Genomic DNA, 17,226 nt, shown 5'->3' with positions numbered 1-17,226 from the left:
CCGTTCATGGCGCCGACCACCCTGGTCGCACTGTGGGAGCAGCAGGCCGCCCGGACACCCGACGCGGTCGCCGTCGTCGCGGGAGCACACCGCGCCACCTACGCCGACGTGGACCGCCGGGCCACGGCACTCGCCGCCGAGCTGCGGGCACGCGGCATCGGGCCGGAGGACCTGGTCGGCGTCTGCCTCGGCCGCTCGGTCGAGATGGTCGTGGCCCTGCTCGGCATCCTGAAGTCGGGTGCCGCGTACCTGCCCCTCGACCCGAGCTATCCGGCCGACCGGCTGCGGCACATGACCACCGACGCGAGGGCCGGGCTGTGGCTGTGCGACGCGGACCACCACGCGCAGGCCCTCGCGTGGGGCGTGGCCGACGTCCTGCTGGTCGAGGACCTCCCCGCGGAACCTCCCGCACCGGTGGCCCCGGTGATCCACCCGCACCATCTGGCGTACGTCATCTACACCTCCGGTTCGACCGGCCTGCCCAAGGGGGTGGCCGTCGACCACGCGGCGGTCGCCGCGTTCCTGCGGAGTGTCGCCGAACGCCCCGGCCTCGGGGCGGACGACCGGGTCCTCGCGCTCACCCCGCTGTCGTTCGACATCTCGATACTGGAGCTGTTCCTGCCGCTGACCCGGGGAGCGACGGTGGTGATGGCGCCGCGGGCCGCCAACACCGACCCCGAGCTGCTGGCCGCCACCATCGCCGAGGCGGGTGTGAGCGTCGTCCAGGCGACCCCCACCACCTGGCGGATGCTGCTGGCGTCCGGCTGGACGGACGGGCACGGCCGGGTACTGCTGTCGGGCGGTGAGCCGCTCGATCAGCAGCTGGCCCGCGACCTGCTCGCCACCGGCGGCACCCTGTGGAACCTGTACGGGCCGACCGAGGCGACGGTGTGGGCCACCGCCGCCCGGATCGACGCCGTGGCCGACCGCGTCACGGTCGGCACGGCCCTGTCCCACACCCGGCTGTACGTCGTCGACGAGGAGGGGCGGGAGGCCGGCCCAGGAGTCACCGGCGAGCTGTGGATCGGCGGCGCGGGCGTGGCGCGCGGCTACCTCAACCGGCCCGCGCTGACCGCCGACCGCTTCGTGCCCGACCCGTTCGGGGACGCCTCCGGACGCCTGTACCGGACCGGCGACCTCGCCCGGTGGTCCGCCGACGGCATGCTGGAGGTGCTGGGACGTAACGACCATCAGGTCAAGGTGCGCGGCTTCCGCATCGAGCTCGGCGAGATCGAGGCCGGTGTGCGCAGCCACCCCCGCGTCACGGACGCGGTGGTGGTCGTCGACCGCGAGGCGGCCGGCGGCGACCAGTTGGTGGCCTACCTCGTGCCCGCGCACGACGCGCGGAACCTCTCCGAGGACCTGCCCCGTCAGGTCCGTGACCACCTCGCGCGGCGGCTGCCCGCCCACATGGTGCCCCAGGGCTACGCAGTGCTCGACGCCCTGCCCCGCACCCCTGCCGGCAAGGCCGACCGCGACGCCGTGCGACGCATCCCGCACGGCCCGGTCCGGGCCAGCGGGCCGCTGCCCGACGACGCCCCGCTGCCGTCGCACACCGCGGCGGTGCGCCGGGTCTGGGCCGAGGTGCTCGGGCTCGACGACGTGTCCCCGTACGACGACTTCTTCGGCCTGGGCGGCCAGTCGCTCACCGCGGTACGGGCCGTGGCCCGGCTGCGTGCGGAGCTCGGCGTGCCGGTCGACGCCCGGTCGGTCTTCGCCCATCCGACACCCGCCACGCTGGCCGCAGCCCTGGACGGCGTGGCGCCCTCGGACGACGAGCCGATCCCCACGGCCGCGACCGCCGAACTCTCCTTCGGCCAGGAGCGGATCTGGTTCTTCGAGCAGCTCAACGACTCCGTGCCCGCCTACCACCTGCCGGTCGCCCTGGGCGTGCCCGGCGGGCGCGTCGACCTGACGCTGTTGCAGGACTGCCTGTCCGCGCTGGTGCGACGGCACCCGGCGCTGCGCACGGCCCTCGTCGCCGTCGCCGGCCGGTGCCGCCCCGAACTGCGCGAGCCGGGACCGGTGCCGCTGCGCCGCACCGAGGTCGCCGAGGAGGACCTGGACGCGCTGCTGACCGAGCGGATCCGCGCCCCCTTCGCCCTCGACCACGCACCACTGCTGCGCGCGGACGTGCTGCGCACCCCGAGCCGTGACCTCACGCTGCTGACGATCCATCACCTCGCCTGCGACGGCACATCGGTCGACCTGATGGTGCGGGAACTGGGCGAGATCTACACGGAGCTCGCCGCCGGCCGCCGCCCCGCCCCGGCACCGCTGCCCGTGACGTACGCCGACTACGCGGCCTGGCAGCGCGAACGACTCACCGGCACCGAGCTGGAGCGGCTGCTCGACCACTGGCGCACCCGGCTGTCCGGCGTGCCCGCCCTGGAGCTGCCGACCAGCCGCCCGCGGCCGGCCGTCGCGAGCCACCGCGGCCGCCGTGAACTGCTCCGCGTCCCCGCCGACTTGGCGCACCGGCTGCGCACGCTGTGCCGGTCCGAGGGCGTCACCTTGTTCATGGGCCTGCTGGCCCCGTTGCAGGTGCTGCTCGGCCGGTACGCCGACGAGAGCGATGTCGCCGTCGGCACCCTGGCAGGCGGCCGGCCGCGCCCCGAACTGGACGAGGTGGTCGGCTACTTCGTCAACACCCTCGTCCTGCGGACCGACCTGTCCGGCGACCCGACCTGGCGCGAGCTGCTGGGCCGGGTCCGCGAGGTCGCGCGGCAGGCGTACGCGCACCAGGAGCTGCCCTTCGAGAAGCTGGTGGCGGAGCTGAGCCCGGAGCGCGACCTGAGCCGCAACCCGCTCTTCCAGGTGCTGTTTGCCCTGCACGAGGAGCCGAGGGCCGGTCACCTCACCGAGCTGTACGACCGCAAGGATCTGGAGGGACGGCTCGGCACCGCCCGCTTCGACCTCGCCCTGGACGTGACGGACCACGCCACCGGAGCCGGTGACCTCAGCATCTCCGTCGAGTACGCCACCGACCTGTTCGACGGCGACTTCGTCCGGGGCCTCGGCCGGCACTTCCTGCGGGTGATCGAGCAGATGGTGACCGACGCCACGGCCCGACTGTCCGAGCTGGAGCTCGTCCCGGCCGAGGAGCTGCGTGCCCTCTCCCTCGGCAACCGCGCCGAGCCGCTGCCCGAGCCGACCACCCTGGTCCACCTGTGGGACCGCCAGGTGCGGACCACCCCGGACGCGGTCTGCGTGGTGGGCGACGGCCGGTCGCTGACGTTCGCCGAGATCGACGCGCGGGCCTCGGCCCTGGCCCGGGAGCTGCGGGCCGGGGGCGTGCGCCCCGAAAGCCTGGTCGGCGTCTGCCTGGAACGCTCGGTGGAGCTGGTGGTCGCCCTGCTGGGCGTGCTGAAGGCGGGCGGCGCCTACGTCCCGCTCGACCCCGGCTACCCGACGGACCGGCTGCAGTACCTGCTGGCCGACTCGGGCGTACGCCTGGTCGTCGCCGACCCGGGGCACCCCGCCTCGGCCCTGTTCGGCGACGGCGTGCGGCTCGTGGCGGTGGACCAGGAACCCGGGCCGGACCCCGGGCCGGCCGAGGAGGCACAACCGCACCACCTCGCCTACGTGATCTACACGTCAGGCTCGACCGGCAACCCCAAGGGCGTCGCGATCACCCACGCCAACATCACCGGGTTCCTGGCGTGGAACCAGCGGCTGTGCCGGCTCACCGGGCGGGACCGGGCCCTGCTCAACCACTCGGTGGCGTTCGACAACTCGGTCTGGGAGATCTTCCAGTGCCTGGTGTCCGGCGCCGAACTGCACCTGGCGAGCCCCACCGCCGCCTACGACCCCGAGGAGTTCCTGCGAGAGGTCGCCGAGCGCGGCATCACCACGCTCAACGCGACGCCCTCGCAGATGCGGATCCTGCTGGAGTCCGGGACGGATCCCGCTCCGCGACTCGCCTCCGTGCGCCTGGTGTTCACCGGCGCCGAGGCGGTGCCGCACGAGGTGGCCCGCCGAATCCTGTCCTCCACCGCGCCGGGATGCCAGGTCTTCAACGAGTACGGGCCCACCGAAGCGACCGTCACCTCGGCGTTCTGCCCGATCACCGAGGAGCTGCTCGACCGGCACGGCCACCTCCCGAGCGTCCCGTTCGGCCGGGCGACCGACAACGCGCACCTCTACGTGCTGGACCCGCAGCTGCGCCCGGTCGCCCCGGGCTGTCGCGGCGAGCTGTACGTCGGCGGCAGCGCGGTCGGCCGCGGCTATCTCGGCAGGCCGGCCCGCACGGCCGCGGCGTACCTGCCCGACCCGTACGCCGCGGAGCCCGGCGCCCGTATGTACGCCACGGGCGACGTGGTCCGGCTGCTGCCCGACGGAAACCTGGTCTTCCTCGGCCGCAACGACCACCAGGTCAAGGTGCGCGGCTTCCGCATCGAGCTCGGCGAGATCGAGTCCGCACTGCAGAGCCACCCCGCCTTGTCCGACTGCGTGGTGGCCGTGCGCCGCACCCGCGCCGATGTGGACCAGCTGGCGGCCTACCTGATCCCCGAGCACCCCGACCGGTCCGCCCCGGACCCGGCGGAATTGCGCGCCCACCTGGCGGAGCAACTGCCGCCGTACATGCTGCCGCAGAGCTACACCGTGATCGACGCGATCCCCCTCACGCCGAACGGCAAGGTCGACCGGGGCGCACTGCCCGACCCACGTCCGGCGTCCGCCCCGGCCCCCGCCACCCGCCGGGCCGTCACCAAGCAGCAGCTCCTCGTCGCCGAAGTGTGGCGGGAGTGCCTGGGCGTCGAGGACGACTTCGGGCCGCAGGACGACTTCTTCGACGTCGGCGGCACGTCGTTGACCATCACCACGGTCGCGGGCCGGCTCGGCGAGCGACTCGGGCGCCGGGTCTCGCCGGCCCTGGTCTTCACCCACCCCACCGTCGCGGGCCTCGCCGAGGCCCTGGAGGCGGCCACACAGCGATGAGCGGCACCAACGGCACACGCGTCGTACTGCTCGATGCCTCTCCGTCGAGTCACGCGCCGGCGTAGGCGTTGATGTTCCGCGGCTGCGCCGTCGTCCGCGTACCGCGCACGGCGAAGACACCTCCGAAGGGTCCGCGGTGGTCGCATCGGCGTCTGCGGCCAGCCGTGGCTCAGGGGCTCGGCCGGGCGGCTGTTGCCTCTGCTGCCCGGCGAGGAGCCGATCGCCTCCAGTGGCTGCCCGGCCGATGGCGGGCACCCCGCCGTTGCATGTGCGCCACCGCTGCGGCGAACGGCTCGGCGCGCTCGGCCTCGCGGGCGGCGCGCGGGTGCCGGTCGGGACAGCGTGGGGCCGTAGGGCCGCGAGCTGGCGAATGGCCAACGCAGGGAACGCCGACCGCCGCCCGGTGTCCTGCCGGGCGGCGGTCGGCGGTGAGCGCGGTGCTCGCTCGACAGGCGCGGGCAGGCTCAGCCGACGGGGTCGCCGTCGAGGTGCTCCACGGCGGCGACGTCCCCGGCCGGTGCGGCCTTGCTCGTGGTGGCTGGCCGCCGGTCGACCCCGATCACGAGCGGTACGGCCAGCACGCTGATCGCGGTGAGGAACACCCAGGGCAGCGCCGCACCGCCCTCCAACAGCGCGGTGAGCAGCGCCGGGGCCACCGCACCGCCGATCGACCAGGACAGCTGGTAGACGGCCAGATAGCGGCCCCGCAGATGCTCGGGGGCCAGCACCACGCTCAGTTCGCTGGTCGGCGGCGAGCTGAGGATCTCGGCCACGGTGTAGAGCACCATCGCGATCAGCAGCCCGGCGATCACCGCCCGGCCGGGCAGCACGAGCAGCGTGCCGAAGACGACGAACGCCGCCGCGTTGAACAGCAGGGCCAGCACCAGCACCGTCACCGGTCTGCGGGCCTCGATCCACCGGCTGGCGAGCGTCTGGAGCAGCGCGACCATGGCGGCGTTCAGCACGACGAACACGCCGACGATCCAGGCGCCGACATCGAGGTGGTCCACCGCGTAGACGGCGAGCAGCACCGTGATCACCGTGGAGGCGAAGACGAAGGAGATGTTCGCCGCGACCAGCCGCAGATACCGGGTGTCCTTCAGCACGGTGCGGTAGCCGCCCGAGGATTGTGCGGTGGTTTCGCCCGCCGCCTGCTCCGGCTCGACGGGTTGCGGAGGCAAGGGCTTCGGCTCCGCGGGCCCGGCGCCGGCCGTCTCGCTCGTGTCCGCGCCCCGCAAGGTGATCACGAGCCAGCCTGCGACGGCGAAGGTGACCACGTTGATCACCACGACCGCCCGCAGCCCGGTGACGGTTCCGATGCTCAGGGCCACCGCGGACGCGGCGCCGCCGAAGCCGACGCCGACATTGCGCAGAGCACGCACGAAGCCGAACCAGCGGGCCCGCTCGACGCCCCGGGCGACCAGCACGGTGAGCGGACTGTTGCCCATCCAGAAGGCTGTGGACCCCAGTTGCACCACGAACTGCCACAGCACGATCTGCCAGGCCGTCTGCGAGAACAGGAATCCGATGAATCCGGCCGCCGAGATCCAGTTGCCCACAGCGACCACGGTGCGCGGACCGTATGCGTCCAACAGGCGCCCGACGAAGAGCGGAACGGGCAGGACGAGCAGCTGGCCGACGGTCAGCGCGGTGCCGATGGCGACCAGTGACAGCGTCGTCGTCTTCACGAAGAAGACGACGGTGAACGCCACCGCCAACCCGTTTCCCAGGCTGTCGATCAGATTGGCCGTGACGAATCGGCCTTTCCCCGCGAGGTCCGGCAGACCCCAGGCCGTCCGAATCCGCCGCCATGCCGAAGGCGCGGGGTGCTGCTGCGGCATCATCACTTCTCTTTACTTCGCTGCATCGGCCGGCAATTCACCCACGGCAGGCACTTCGCCCCAGACGGGCCGCTCGCTCTGATGGAAGACGGCTGCGCTGCGCGCCTTGGCATGCGCCGCGATGGAGATGATGCTGCCCGAACCGGCCGGCACCACCTTGGCATACGTTCCTGCACAACCATCCGGCGTGTAGAACATGCCATAGGCCGCATGCCATTCCTCGGTTTCCCCGGATACCGGGTCGACCACCAGCTCCGGCCGCGGGATCACTCTCTGTTGTACGACACATCCTTCGGCTGCGGAGTTCTCCAGAGCCCGCCGCCACGTCGCGTCGTCCGTTTCCCAGCCCACCACGACGCCGACTCCGCCGCCGCGCGCGTTGACCTTCAGGATCAACTGCTCGCGCCGCTCCAGGCATTCGTCGACGAGGTCGGTGTCCGTCTTGAGCGCGTCTGTGTTGATCAGTCGGGTCCAGGGCAGCACCCGGTCGATGAGCCGGCACTCGTCCTCGCTGAGATTGCGCCGCCGTGCGGGGTCCGAAAGCAGCGCCATACAGGCCTTGTTGGCGAACATATTGCTGGAGAGCGGGGTCCACAGCAGCGTCCCGCCCGCCCGGTGCGCACGCAGCAGGGGTGCGACCAGGTCCCAGCCGTCGGGTTCATCGGCGATCTGGTCCGGGACGAAGGCGCGGTAGATCACGTCGATCTTCGTGTCCCCGAGGTAGAGCGCCTCACCACGTTCGTGCACGTCGGAGACCTCGGCCAGCAGGATGTCGAAGCCCGCCGAGCGCAGTGCGGACTGGAAGTTGCGCCAGAGCTCGCCGTAGTCCGTCATACCGCCACGCCATTCCAGCATGGCCACCACCGGCTCGCGGCCGGGTGCCACCGGGGCGCCGAAGCGGCGCAGCGTCTCCACCACGGCGCGAACGGGGTGCACGTAACCGAGCCGGTTCCGGCGCGCGAAGTCCGCGAAGGCGTCGACCTCCATCGCCGCCTGGGACATTTCACTCGCGAGGCCCCAACCACCGGACTCGCTTCCCAGATTGGTCTCGAGGAGTTTGAACGAGGTGCCGTCGTGATACATGTCGGCACGGCCGAAAGAGGGCGGCAAGAGGTCACCGAACCGCCGTATCACTTCCCAGTGGCCGTCGCTGATGCCGAGTGCCGACCGGAATGCCTCCAGATCGCCGCCGAACATCCGGTCCGGCAAGGAAAAGAGTGTTTCGACGAGGTGCTGCAGGTCGTCGGCGAAATCGTGGATCTCCCGCTCGGCGACGAAGAGGGGCCTGGCCAAATACTCGCCATGCCAGGGCGCGAGCGTGGAGAATTCCTTGACGTGCTGGGCGACCGTGGGCAATGCGCTGCCCGGTGTGCGGAACTCCTCGTTGTACTGGGCCGTTACCCGCTCCGCCGACATGAATTCTCCGCTCCTGCTCGATGGTGACGGGGCTCCTCGGCCCGCAGGGGTCACTGTTTCACGCCGACTTCCGGTGCCACTCAATTGCGGCTCAATTCTCGGCCCACGGCCCCTCTGGACACCGAGCATCCGTGTTATGACTAGAGTGCTTCAACACCCGTAAAAGGACAGTTCCGCAGCCACGGGGGAACGTTTGTCGTTGCCGGCTGGTCTTCACCCAGCCGCTGTTCCGGCCGGCCGGCCTGGCGGGAGATCGATCGGTGATCCTCACCCGCATCAACCGCTGGTCCCACACGGCCAATTATCACCTACGCAAGATGTTCCGCACACTCAGCGTCCGATCGCGCAGCGAACCCGCGGGCACGGTCAGGCCGAGACTATGGGAGGCGCCATGACCGCCACGACGGACACTTTCGCCGACGCCATCGGCGGGCTCGGGGACACCGAGTGGGACCGGCTCGCCGGCGACAGGTTCTACTCGTCGGCGCTGTGGCTGCGGGTGTGCGCCATCGACCCCGGGCCGGTCTCCGGCGGACTACACGTGGAGACCCCGGGCGGCGGCCGGGCCGCGATCCCCGTGGCGGCGGTGACCGATGAGCCCACCCCGGACCTGCGGTGGCACGACATGCTTGCCGCGCGCGGTCTGCCGGCGCCCGAGCCGGGTGGCCTGCTCATCGGCCAGCGCCGGGGATACCTGGCGCACCTGCTCACCGGCGAGGGAACCGATCGGACCGAGGCCGCCGCCGGAGTGCTCGACGCGGTCCGCGCGCTGCGCTCGCCCCTCCACGAGGAGTCGAAGATCGCCCGCGTGGCGATGTACCTGACCACCGAGGACGTGGGGGCGCTGCGTGCGGCGGGGGTGCGGACCGCCCCGGTCGCGCTGAAGACCGACGCCTGGATCGAGATCCCGCCCGGCGGCTACCCCGCCTGGCTGGAATCGCTGTCGGCGCACCGGGCGCGCCGTATCCGCAGTGAGATACGGAAGTTCGAGAAGGCCGGATACGAGATGGAGCACCGGACGCTCGCCGAGTCCTGGCAGGACGTCGCCCGGCTGCTGGCCCGTTCGCTGCTGCGCTACGGCAGAACCGTCGACGTGGCCCCGATGGCCGAGTCCTTCCGCAAGCAGGGTGAACTCGCCGGTCCGCGCGCCGAAGTGGTGCTGTGCTCGCGCCCCGGCGAACCGCCCGTCGGCTTCTGCCTGTACTACCGTTGGGGCGACACCGTGTACCTGCGGGGGCTCGGCCTCGACCACGACCAACTCGCCTCGGCCGCCGAGTACTTCAACCTCACCTACTACATGGCGGCGCGGCTCCCGGGAGTGCGCTGGATCCACGCGGGCACCGAGACCGCGGAAGCAAAGGCACTGCGCGGCGCGAAACTCCGGCCGCTGTGGCTGCTGGACCTGTCCGAGGACAGCCCGCTGGCCGGGTACGACGAGGAGATCCGCGAGCACAACCGCGCCCTGCTCGCCCGCCTGCGCGACTCCTCCCCCGCGATTTCCGACGCCCTGATGGACGAGCTCTGGGAGCCGTACTGCTGAGGCCAACTGCCGTCGCAGTAAAGGGAGTTCTTCCACGCCGAAGACCCGGCCGGCTCCTATGGGAATCCACGGAAGAGCCGGCCCGGGTCTGTGGCTGCTTCTAGGCCTTCATGCCTGGCCGACTTCACTCGGCCGGCTGTGTGGTACAGCTCGTGCGCCCACCAGCGTCAGCAACGCCCGCCTGAAGCCAAGCGGGCAGCAGCTCCGCCTCGTGCGGCCGGTCCATGGGCTCAGGCCACCGGGTTGAAGTCGACCTGGAGCATGTCGCGCACGCCCGAGGTGCCCTCGGAGACGGTCGGCGAGACCTCGTGGGTGATCATGTTGTCGTCGAAGAACATGGAGTCGAGCGGCTGGAGCAGGGTGGTCCGCACGCTGTCGCTGCCATCGTTGGGGTGGACGGTGGACAGGCCGCCGGTGACGCCCTCGCGGCGCATCAGGTGCAAGCCGACGCAGGAATGACCGTCGCGGTGGCGGCCCTCGGGGGTGGGCAGGCCATCGGCGCCGGCGCGGGCGACGACGCGGACCAGGTGAACCCCGACCGTCCACGAGGTATTGCCGTTGACCGCGGTCGCCATCCGGGCGTCGAAACTGACCAGGGCGCGCATACCGGCGCTGAGCAGCACGTCCTCGGCTATCGGCTCGAAGACCCGGTCCTTGCCCTTCCAGAGCGGGATGGCGTCCTGGCGGAAGACGGCGTTGGGCAGGACCTCGAAGGTGACGCTGTCGCCGTCGACGTCGACGCGCAGCCGGCCGTAGCGGCGCTCACGGTAGACGCCGACGCCGTCGACCTGGGTGTCGACCGGCAGGTTCTCCCAGGCGCCGCGGAGTTCCTCGAGGTCGTCGTCGCTGATCAACCCGGCGAGCTCCTGCTTGCGCATGATGACGAAGCCGGTGTGGCGGACCTGCTCCGAGAAGGTGGGCACGCCGTCACGGAGCTGCGGTCCGGTGGTCAGCGTGTTGCTGGTGCTGTTGCTCATTGGTGCTTCCTCTCTGCACGGGTGTCCCGGCGGGGCCGGCGTTTCCGGCCGGGCCGGGTGCGGTTGATGTCGCGGATCTTCGACAAGACGGAGTGACGTCGCGCGCCCAGCTCCCGGCTGTGCTCACGACTGGCAGCGGCCGGGGTGCCGAGAAGTCATGTTCGGTGCCGATCGCCGGAGGCGTGGTGTGTCGTGGCGGGTGCTCACTCCTGCTCCTCGTACTCGACGTGCAGCGTGCGGGCGAGGTGGGCGAGGTAAGCCTCGGCCTCCGCGTCCGACTCGTGGTGGGAGAGCACGACCGCCGGGTTTCCGGACCAGTCCGGATAGGGGCGCAGCACGGCGCCGGGGCCCGCGGTCTGCACCACGTAGTCCACCTGCGGGTGGGTACGCACCGCGTCCAGGCCGCGTATCCGCTTGACCCGTCCGCCGCTGCCGATCGGCACCAGGTACGCCGCCGCGTGGCCGGCCGGTGCCGGCTCCTCACGCCAGCAGAGCGGCTCCTGGCCGAGGTGGATGCGCAGTGCCTCGGCGGCCAGGTCGATCCCGCTGCTGACGTGGGCGAGGTGGTGCATATTGCCCCCGCCGCCGAGGCGCGCAGTCATCTCCAGCAGCACCGGCCGCACCCCGCCGACCAACCGCAGTTCGGTGTGCGTGGTGCCGTCCGTGACGCCGAAGGCGCGGTGGGCACCGATCACCTCCGCCTCGATCGCAGCGAGTATCTCGGCCGGCAGTTGGGCGGGGGCCCGCAACGTGGTCTCCTCGAAGTAGGGCCCCGTCAGCTGTCCCTTCCAGCTGACGGCACAGACCCGTACCTGCCCGTGGTACACGAGGGATTCGGCGGAGATCTCCGGCCCGTCCAGGTACTCCTCGACCAGCACACCGCTGTCCGAGTCCGATCCGTAGGCGGCGCCCAGGTGGGTTTCGACGAGCTCCCAGGTACGGGCCACCGCCTGCTCAAGGCTGTCCCGGTCATCCGCACGGATCACACCGAAACTGGAGTGGCCGTTCGCTGGTTTGACCACGACGGGGAACCGCAAGGTCAGCGCGTCGGTCCAACTGTCGGGATCCTTGATGACCACGAAGCCGGGCACGCCCAGACCCGCTTCCAGCAGGCGTTGGCGCATGCGGCGCTTGTCGCGCACCACGGCCGCCGCCTCCTCGGTCAGCCCGGTGAGGCCCAGCTCCCGAGCGGCGCGCGCCACGAACGGGATGACCCTTTCGTTGCCCGACATGATGCCGCCGAAGGGCTCCCGCCGGTAGCGGTCGGCGAGCGCGGACAGCGCACCGTCCGGGTTTCCGTCGATGTCCAGCGGCAGCAGTTCGACCACCGCGTTGGCCCGCCCGGCGGACTCCACCGAGTCGTCGCCCCTGGGGATGAGGATCAGGTCGATACCGGCACGCTCGGCGGCCTCGAACACCCAGGGGAACACGGACAACTGGCCGGCGAGGACAAGTTTCGGGCGGTGCGGCATGACGGTTCTCCAAGGTTCGGCTGTGGGGACGGGTTCGGGCACGGCGCGCCGGCCGGTACGGTGCGTGAGGTCATCCCGGCGATCACGGAGCTGAGCTCGGCATTCGACCTCGTTTCGCTGAAGCGGCCGCCGCGCACCACGCGCCGGAGACGCACGTGACGACGGGCAAGGTGGTACGGGAGCCGTGAGGCGTCAGGCGGAGCACATGACCGGCGCGCTGCTCGACCGCGCTGCGAACGGGCGTATCCCCGGCTCCCATTCGTAGGAGAACCGGCCGTTCACGCACGGCTGCTGCGCGCGCAGCAGGTAGCTCTCCGCCAGCTCCTCCAGCAGGTCCTCGGCCCGCTGGTCGCTGATCCCCAGGGCCGCGGCGGCAAGCGCCGGCGTGAGCCGGTCGGGGGCGCCGGGAGACAACAGCGCGTACGCCAGGGGCCGCAACTCGGTGGGCAGCGTCGCGAGCGTCCGGTCGAATCCGGCCCGTACGCCCAGCGGATCGCTGTTGGCGCCCCCGGACGCGAGGACCCAGGCAGTGGCCTGCCGGGCCGTCCAGTGCGGGCGGCGGCGCAACTGCGAAGCGACCGCGAAGAGCGCGCCCGGCAGCCCCCGGCACAACCGGGCCAGCCGTCGCAGCCCGTCCGGGTCCATGGCGACCGGGTGTCCGGGCACGGAGGATGCCAGCAGGTGCAGACAGTCGTCGAAGGGCAGGCCGGCCAGTTCGACGTGGACCGCCGACGAGGACACGAACAGCCGCCGTCGGCTGCCGATCACCACGCCGCAGCCGGCGCCGGACGGCAGCAGCGGCGTCAAGTCCCGCACGTCGCAGACGTCGTCGAGCACCACGAGGACGCGCAGGTTGGCGGTCCAGGTACGGAACAGCAGGCTCAGGTCGGTCGTGCCCAGCCGCAACTGCTCCTCCGTCGCGCCGAGTCCACGCAGGAACGAACGGAGGATCTCGGCGGGCCGCACCCGCCGGCCGGCGCCGTCACGGAGACGCGCATAGAGCCGTCCGTCCGGGTAGTGACCGCTCACCTGATGCGCGGCGTGCAGGCACAGCTCGCTCTTCCCCGTGCCGGGGGCGCCCCCCACGATCACCAGCGGCCGGTCCTCCCGCGTCCGGCCGGCCAGCACCGCGGTGAGGCGCGCCAGCTGGCCGGCGCGTCCGGTCAGGGGCTCGCGCGGGGCGGGCAGATGGCAGGGTGCCCGGGTGGTGGCGATCACGGCCGTGAGCCGCCCGGCGGGACGCAGCAGCGCCTCGTCCGACGTGAGCACGGCCGTGTGCAGGGCCTGGAGTTGGGGTGAGGGGTCGAGTCCCAGCTCGGTGGCGATCCGCTCGCGTGCGCGCTGGTAGACCTGGAGCGCTTCGGCCCGCCGGTCCATGCGGTAGAGGGCCGTCATCAGATTGCCCTGGGCCCGCTCGTCCGTCGGTTCCCGCCCGGCCATCGAGGTGAGTTCGCCGAGCACCTCGTGGTGTCGGCCGAGGTGCAGGTCGGATTCGATCCGCAGGTGGTGTGCGCCGGTACGCAACTCCTTCAGGCGGACCGCCTCGGCCTTCAGCGTGGGCCCCTTGCGTACGTCCACCAGGGCGTCGTCCCGCCACAGCTGCAGCGCCGCGGCGGCCGTGTCACGGGCCCGGGCGAAGTCCTGGTCACGGAACTCCGCTCGGGCACGGGCGAGCAACGGCTCGCACCGGAAGGCGTCCACATGGTCGGCGGGCAGCGACAGCTGGTAGCCGCCGTCGACCGTGCCCAGCAGCGGCCCGGCCGCCCGTACCGCGCCGCCGCTCCTCGGATTGCCGAGGGAGAACCGCTTCCTGAGCTGGTACACGTACGTCTGCAGCGCGGTGTGCGCGCTGGCCGGCGGGGTGTCGTTCCACAGCTCGTCCATGAGTTGCTCGAAGGGCACCACCCGGCCCGCGTTCAGCACGAGCATCGCCAGTGTCTGACGTACTTTCTGGGCGGCCGGCGCCATGTCGACGCGGTGATCGTCCCCGTAGGCCTGGAGCGGCCCGAGAAGGTTGATTCTCATGAAATTCCCCCTGCCTCATGTTCGTTCGGTCCCCATCGGACCGGCCGGCGACGCCACCGCCAGGCCCGACCGCTCGGGCCGGGCGGTGAGGATGTGCTCGGCCGCCCGGTGTCAGGAACTCCTGGCCCCGGCCACCGCGGCCAGGTGCGGGTGGTGTCGGGCAACGATGTCGGGGAAGGAGCGGATCAGCCCTTTCATGACGTTGTCGCCGTAGAGGGCGAACAACGGGTTGCCGGCGACATCGATGACTCCACCGGCGCCCTCGACATAGGGGCTGGGCAGTGGCTGCATCGTGGCGTCCAGCCGGGGGTTGTAGAAGAAGGGAATGGAGTAGCGGTCGACACCCGGGGCGGGCCGGACCACCCGGTGGAGGGTGGCACGCACATAGCCCCTCGTCGCCACCTCCAGCAGCTCTCCCAGGTTGACCACGAACGCCCCCGGGATCACCGGCACATCGGCGAACTGGTCGTCCTCGACCGCGACCTGGAGGCCGCCGTGGCCGTCCTGGACCAGGAGGGTGAGCAGCCCGAGGTCGTTGTGGATGCCGGTTCCCTGGCCGGAGCCGGCGTTCTCGCTCGTCCGCGTGGGACCGGGGTAGTGCAGGAGTTTGAGGTGGATCTGCGGATCCGGATCGACCACGTCGTCCAGGAAATCGGCGGGGGCGTCGAGCGATTCGAGCATCAGCCGTAGCAGTTGATGTGACAGAGCGGTCAGCCGGGTGATCCATGACTCGATGGCCGGGCGCAGCTCGGACATCGCCTCGGGCCACTCGTTCGGGCCGATCAGGCACCGGTAGGCGGGTTCGCCGGGCGCGGGCGTCCTCGCGGGCTGCTCCGGCCCGATGTCCAGCTGCTGGCGCTGGTCGGGGATGCCCTTGGTGTGTTCGCGGCCGAGTTCGGAGTAGCCGCGGAACAGCGGCGAATCGAGGATGTTCAGGGCGAGCCGATCGGCCTCGGGCAGGGCGAAGAACCGGCGGGCCAGGTCGAGCATGTCCTCGGCGTCCTCGATGCCGTGGCCGACGAGCTGGAAGAAGCCGATCTCGTGGATGGCCTTGCGCAACCGGTTCAGGAACTCTGCCCGGGTTTCTTGTGAACCGGTGGCGTCACGGAGGTCGAGCACGGGAAAGGGGTCGGTCACGGCAGCTCCTTCGGATCGCTGGTCTGGTAGGTCGTCGGGTCGATCACGCCGGCGTCCCGGAACGCTTCCTGCCGCTCCCTGCAGGCCGCGCACCGTCCGCACTGCAGCGCGTCGCCGCGAAAGCAGCTCCAGGTCTCGGTCCAGGGGACGCCGAGTTCCTCACCGAGCGACACCACGTCGCTCTTGCGCAGCCTGACCAGCGGCGCTGTCAGGGTCAGGTCGGGGTGCGCGTATCCGCGGGTCGCGATCCGCTCCATGGCGAGGAAGGAATCGATGAACGCGGCATTGCTGTCGGGCGCGGCCTGCAGGTCGTCGACCACCCCGACGGCCACCGCTTCCGCCTGCTCGGCGACGGCGACCGCGAAGGCGACGGACAGCAGAAGGGCATTGCGGTTGGGTACGACGTTCGGGCTGCCGCCGGTCGACCCGCTCTCGTGATCGGGCACGTCGACGGTCGGGTCGGTGAGCGAGGAGCCGCTCAGGAGCTTGCCGACGGGGCTGAGGTCGACGACGTGGTGCGGCACCCCGAGCGATCGAGCCGCCTTCGCGGCGAACTCGTGCTCGACGAGATGACGCTGGCCGTAGTTCACGGACAGCAGGTGGAGGGTGTGTCCTTGCGCCTGGAGGTGGTAGGCCATGGTGACCGAGTCCAGGCCGCCGGACACGATTGCGACAGTTTTCGGCATGCGTCGCCTTCCGGCAGACGGGAATGGAGGGAGGATCAGTGCTCAAGAATCAGGGCCGCGGTGTGCTGTGCACCGAAACAGCGGCGGACCTGCGGGCGTCGGTCACGCCGCCGGCGTGGCCGGGACGAGGAGCCGGGCGGATCGGTTGCCCTTGCGGTAGGTCAGTTCGACTTCGGGCCGCGGACCGTCCAGCCTCGTGGTGACGGTCCGCTCCTCGCTCCACCCGACCAAGCGGTACTCGTTTCCGCCAAGGGCCACCAGCGGGAAGAGGTGATCCTGGGGAGATCGCACGGCGAGGCCCGTGCCGGTGTCGACGATGCTGAAGCTGGCCTGCGGCTGCGGGCCGGTGAGCGACCCGAACACCTCTATTTCCAGCAGGTGCGCCGGCGCGTCGAACGAACACCGGGCGGCTTCCCGCTCTCCGTCGGTCGTGGCCACGGCCGGACGGTTGTAGAGCACCTCGGGGCCGTTGAAGTAGTCGGCCCAGTCGGCCGGGAAGAGCTGGGCGAGCTCCGGTGTGACGAGCACGTCCACGACGAGGTGCACCCGATGCTCGGGGCCGAGGTTCTGGATCTGGTGCTTGCGGCTGAAGTCGCCGAACCAGAACTCACCGGGCTGCCAGCGATGAATCGCTCCGTCAAGGTCCAGCGAGGCTTCCTCGTGGGTGATGACCGGGATGTGCAGCCGGGCCAACCCCCAGTCCGGGGCGAACTTGGGATCGGAATGGCGGTATCCGACGACGCCGGGTCCGAGATCCAGGAATCGGGCTGCGTAAAGGGGTCCGGGAATCGAGCGCAGGACCTCCCGCACGTACGGCATGTGGTCCAGCCACTCGGTGTCGGCGAACTCCGCACTGCCAGGGCCCCCTGGGTCGGTACGGGTCTTGTCACCACCGGGGCTGCGCACCGGGAGGCAGCGCCAGTCCTGTTCGGCCCACCTGGACACTCGCCCGTTCTCGTGCGAGCTCTGCTCGTCCCACAGGTGGTCGCGCGCCGTCATGAGGTCGGCCACCAGCCGGTCGGCGTCCAGTACGGGGAGCAGCCGAGCCGCTTCCGCAGGCGTCGAAGAATCATTTTCGTTCATCGTTGTCCTTTCATGTCGACCGGCCCGGATTCACAGGTGTGTCGAAGAGAACGGCCGCCGGCACGGCGAGCAGGACGCATGCGCGAGCAGCGTCACGCCCGTAAGCGC

General features: G+C 71.2%; 10 protein-coding genes. 2 read left to right on the top strand and 8 right to left on the bottom strand.

Features of this window, described 5'->3' with window-relative positions; all coding sequences use genetic code 11:
- Nucleotides 1-6: 6 nt before the first annotated feature.
- Nucleotides 7-4,941, top strand: a complete 4,935-nt coding sequence (locus tag ACFV1J_RS02360; RefSeq protein WP_385855306.1) for an amino acid adenylation domain-containing protein — start codon at nucleotides 7-9, stop codon at nucleotides 4,939-4,941.
- A 464-nt stretch (nucleotides 4,942-5,405) separates the two neighbouring features.
- Here the strand turns inward: ACFV1J_RS02360 and ACFV1J_RS02355 are convergent, their stop codons facing one another.
- Together ACFV1J_RS02355 and ACFV1J_RS02350 are read right to left on the bottom strand one after the other, a co-directional pair.
- Nucleotides 5,406-6,785 (bottom strand): MFS transporter, encoded by a 1,380-nt coding sequence (locus ACFV1J_RS02355; RefSeq protein ID WP_385855305.1) that lies wholly within the window; start codon nucleotides 6,783-6,785, stop codon nucleotides 5,406-5,408.
- Between the two features lie 9 nt (nucleotides 6,786-6,794).
- On the bottom strand, nucleotides 6,795-8,198 hold the full coding sequence (locus ACFV1J_RS02350; RefSeq protein ID WP_385855304.1) for a hypothetical protein: 1,404 nt from the start codon (nucleotides 8,196-8,198) through the stop codon (nucleotides 6,795-6,797).
- A gap of 391 nt (nucleotides 8,199-8,589) precedes the next feature.
- Here ACFV1J_RS02350 and ACFV1J_RS02345 point away from each other — a divergent pair, with 391 nt between their 5' ends.
- The gene (locus tag ACFV1J_RS02345) at nucleotides 8,590-9,738 is read left to right on the top strand and encodes a GNAT family N-acetyltransferase (protein ID WP_385855303.1); all 1,149 of its coding nucleotides are present in this window, start codon (nucleotides 8,590-8,592) and stop codon (nucleotides 9,736-9,738) included.
- A 230-nt stretch (nucleotides 9,739-9,968) separates the two neighbouring features.
- On the opposite strand, the gene ACFV1J_RS02340 is transcribed toward ACFV1J_RS02345, so the two are convergent.
- The 6 genes from ACFV1J_RS02340 to ACFV1J_RS02315 all read right to left on the bottom strand — a co-directional run bounded on the left by ACFV1J_RS02340 (nucleotide 9,969) and on the right by ACFV1J_RS02315 (nucleotide 17,118).
- Complete coding sequence (locus ACFV1J_RS02340; protein WP_385855302.1) at nucleotides 9,969-10,715, bottom strand: 2OG-Fe dioxygenase family protein; 747 nt, start codon at nucleotides 10,713-10,715, stop codon at nucleotides 9,969-9,971.
- Nucleotides 10,716-10,918: 203 nt separating this feature from the next.
- Entirely contained in the window at nucleotides 10,919-12,187 is a 1,269-nt protein-coding gene (locus ACFV1J_RS02335; RefSeq protein ID WP_385855301.1) for an ATP-grasp domain-containing protein, read from the bottom strand.
- Between the two features lie 192 nt (nucleotides 12,188-12,379).
- Entirely contained in the window at nucleotides 12,380-14,212 is a 1,833-nt protein-coding gene (locus tag ACFV1J_RS02330) for a BTAD domain-containing putative transcriptional regulator (RefSeq protein WP_385855300.1), read from the bottom strand.
- A 111-nt stretch (nucleotides 14,213-14,323) separates the two neighbouring features.
- Nucleotides 14,324-15,349 (bottom strand): isopenicillin N synthase family dioxygenase, encoded by a 1,026-nt coding sequence (locus ACFV1J_RS02325; protein ID WP_385855299.1) that lies wholly within the window; start codon nucleotides 15,347-15,349, stop codon nucleotides 14,324-14,326.
- Entirely contained in the window at nucleotides 15,346-16,035 is a 690-nt protein-coding gene (gene queC, locus ACFV1J_RS02320) for a 7-cyano-7-deazaguanine synthase QueC (protein WP_385855298.1), read from the bottom strand. Before queC ends, ACFV1J_RS02325 begins: the two co-directional genes overlap by 4 nt.
- A 102-nt stretch (nucleotides 16,036-16,137) precedes the next feature.
- The gene (locus ACFV1J_RS02315) at nucleotides 16,138-17,118 is read right to left on the bottom strand and encodes an aspartyl/asparaginyl beta-hydroxylase domain-containing protein (RefSeq protein WP_385855297.1); all 981 of its coding nucleotides are present in this window, start codon (nucleotides 17,116-17,118) and stop codon (nucleotides 16,138-16,140) included.
- Nucleotides 17,119-17,226: the final 108 nt, after the last annotated feature.

Origin of the sequence: Streptomyces sp. NPDC059649, from assembly GCF_042734445.1 — a bacterium.
Taxonomy (GTDB): domain Bacteria; phylum Actinomycetota; class Actinomycetes; order Streptomycetales; family Streptomycetaceae; genus Streptomyces.
Note: the sequence above shows the minus strand (reverse complement) of the source record. Positions and strands in the feature narration are given on the sequence as shown.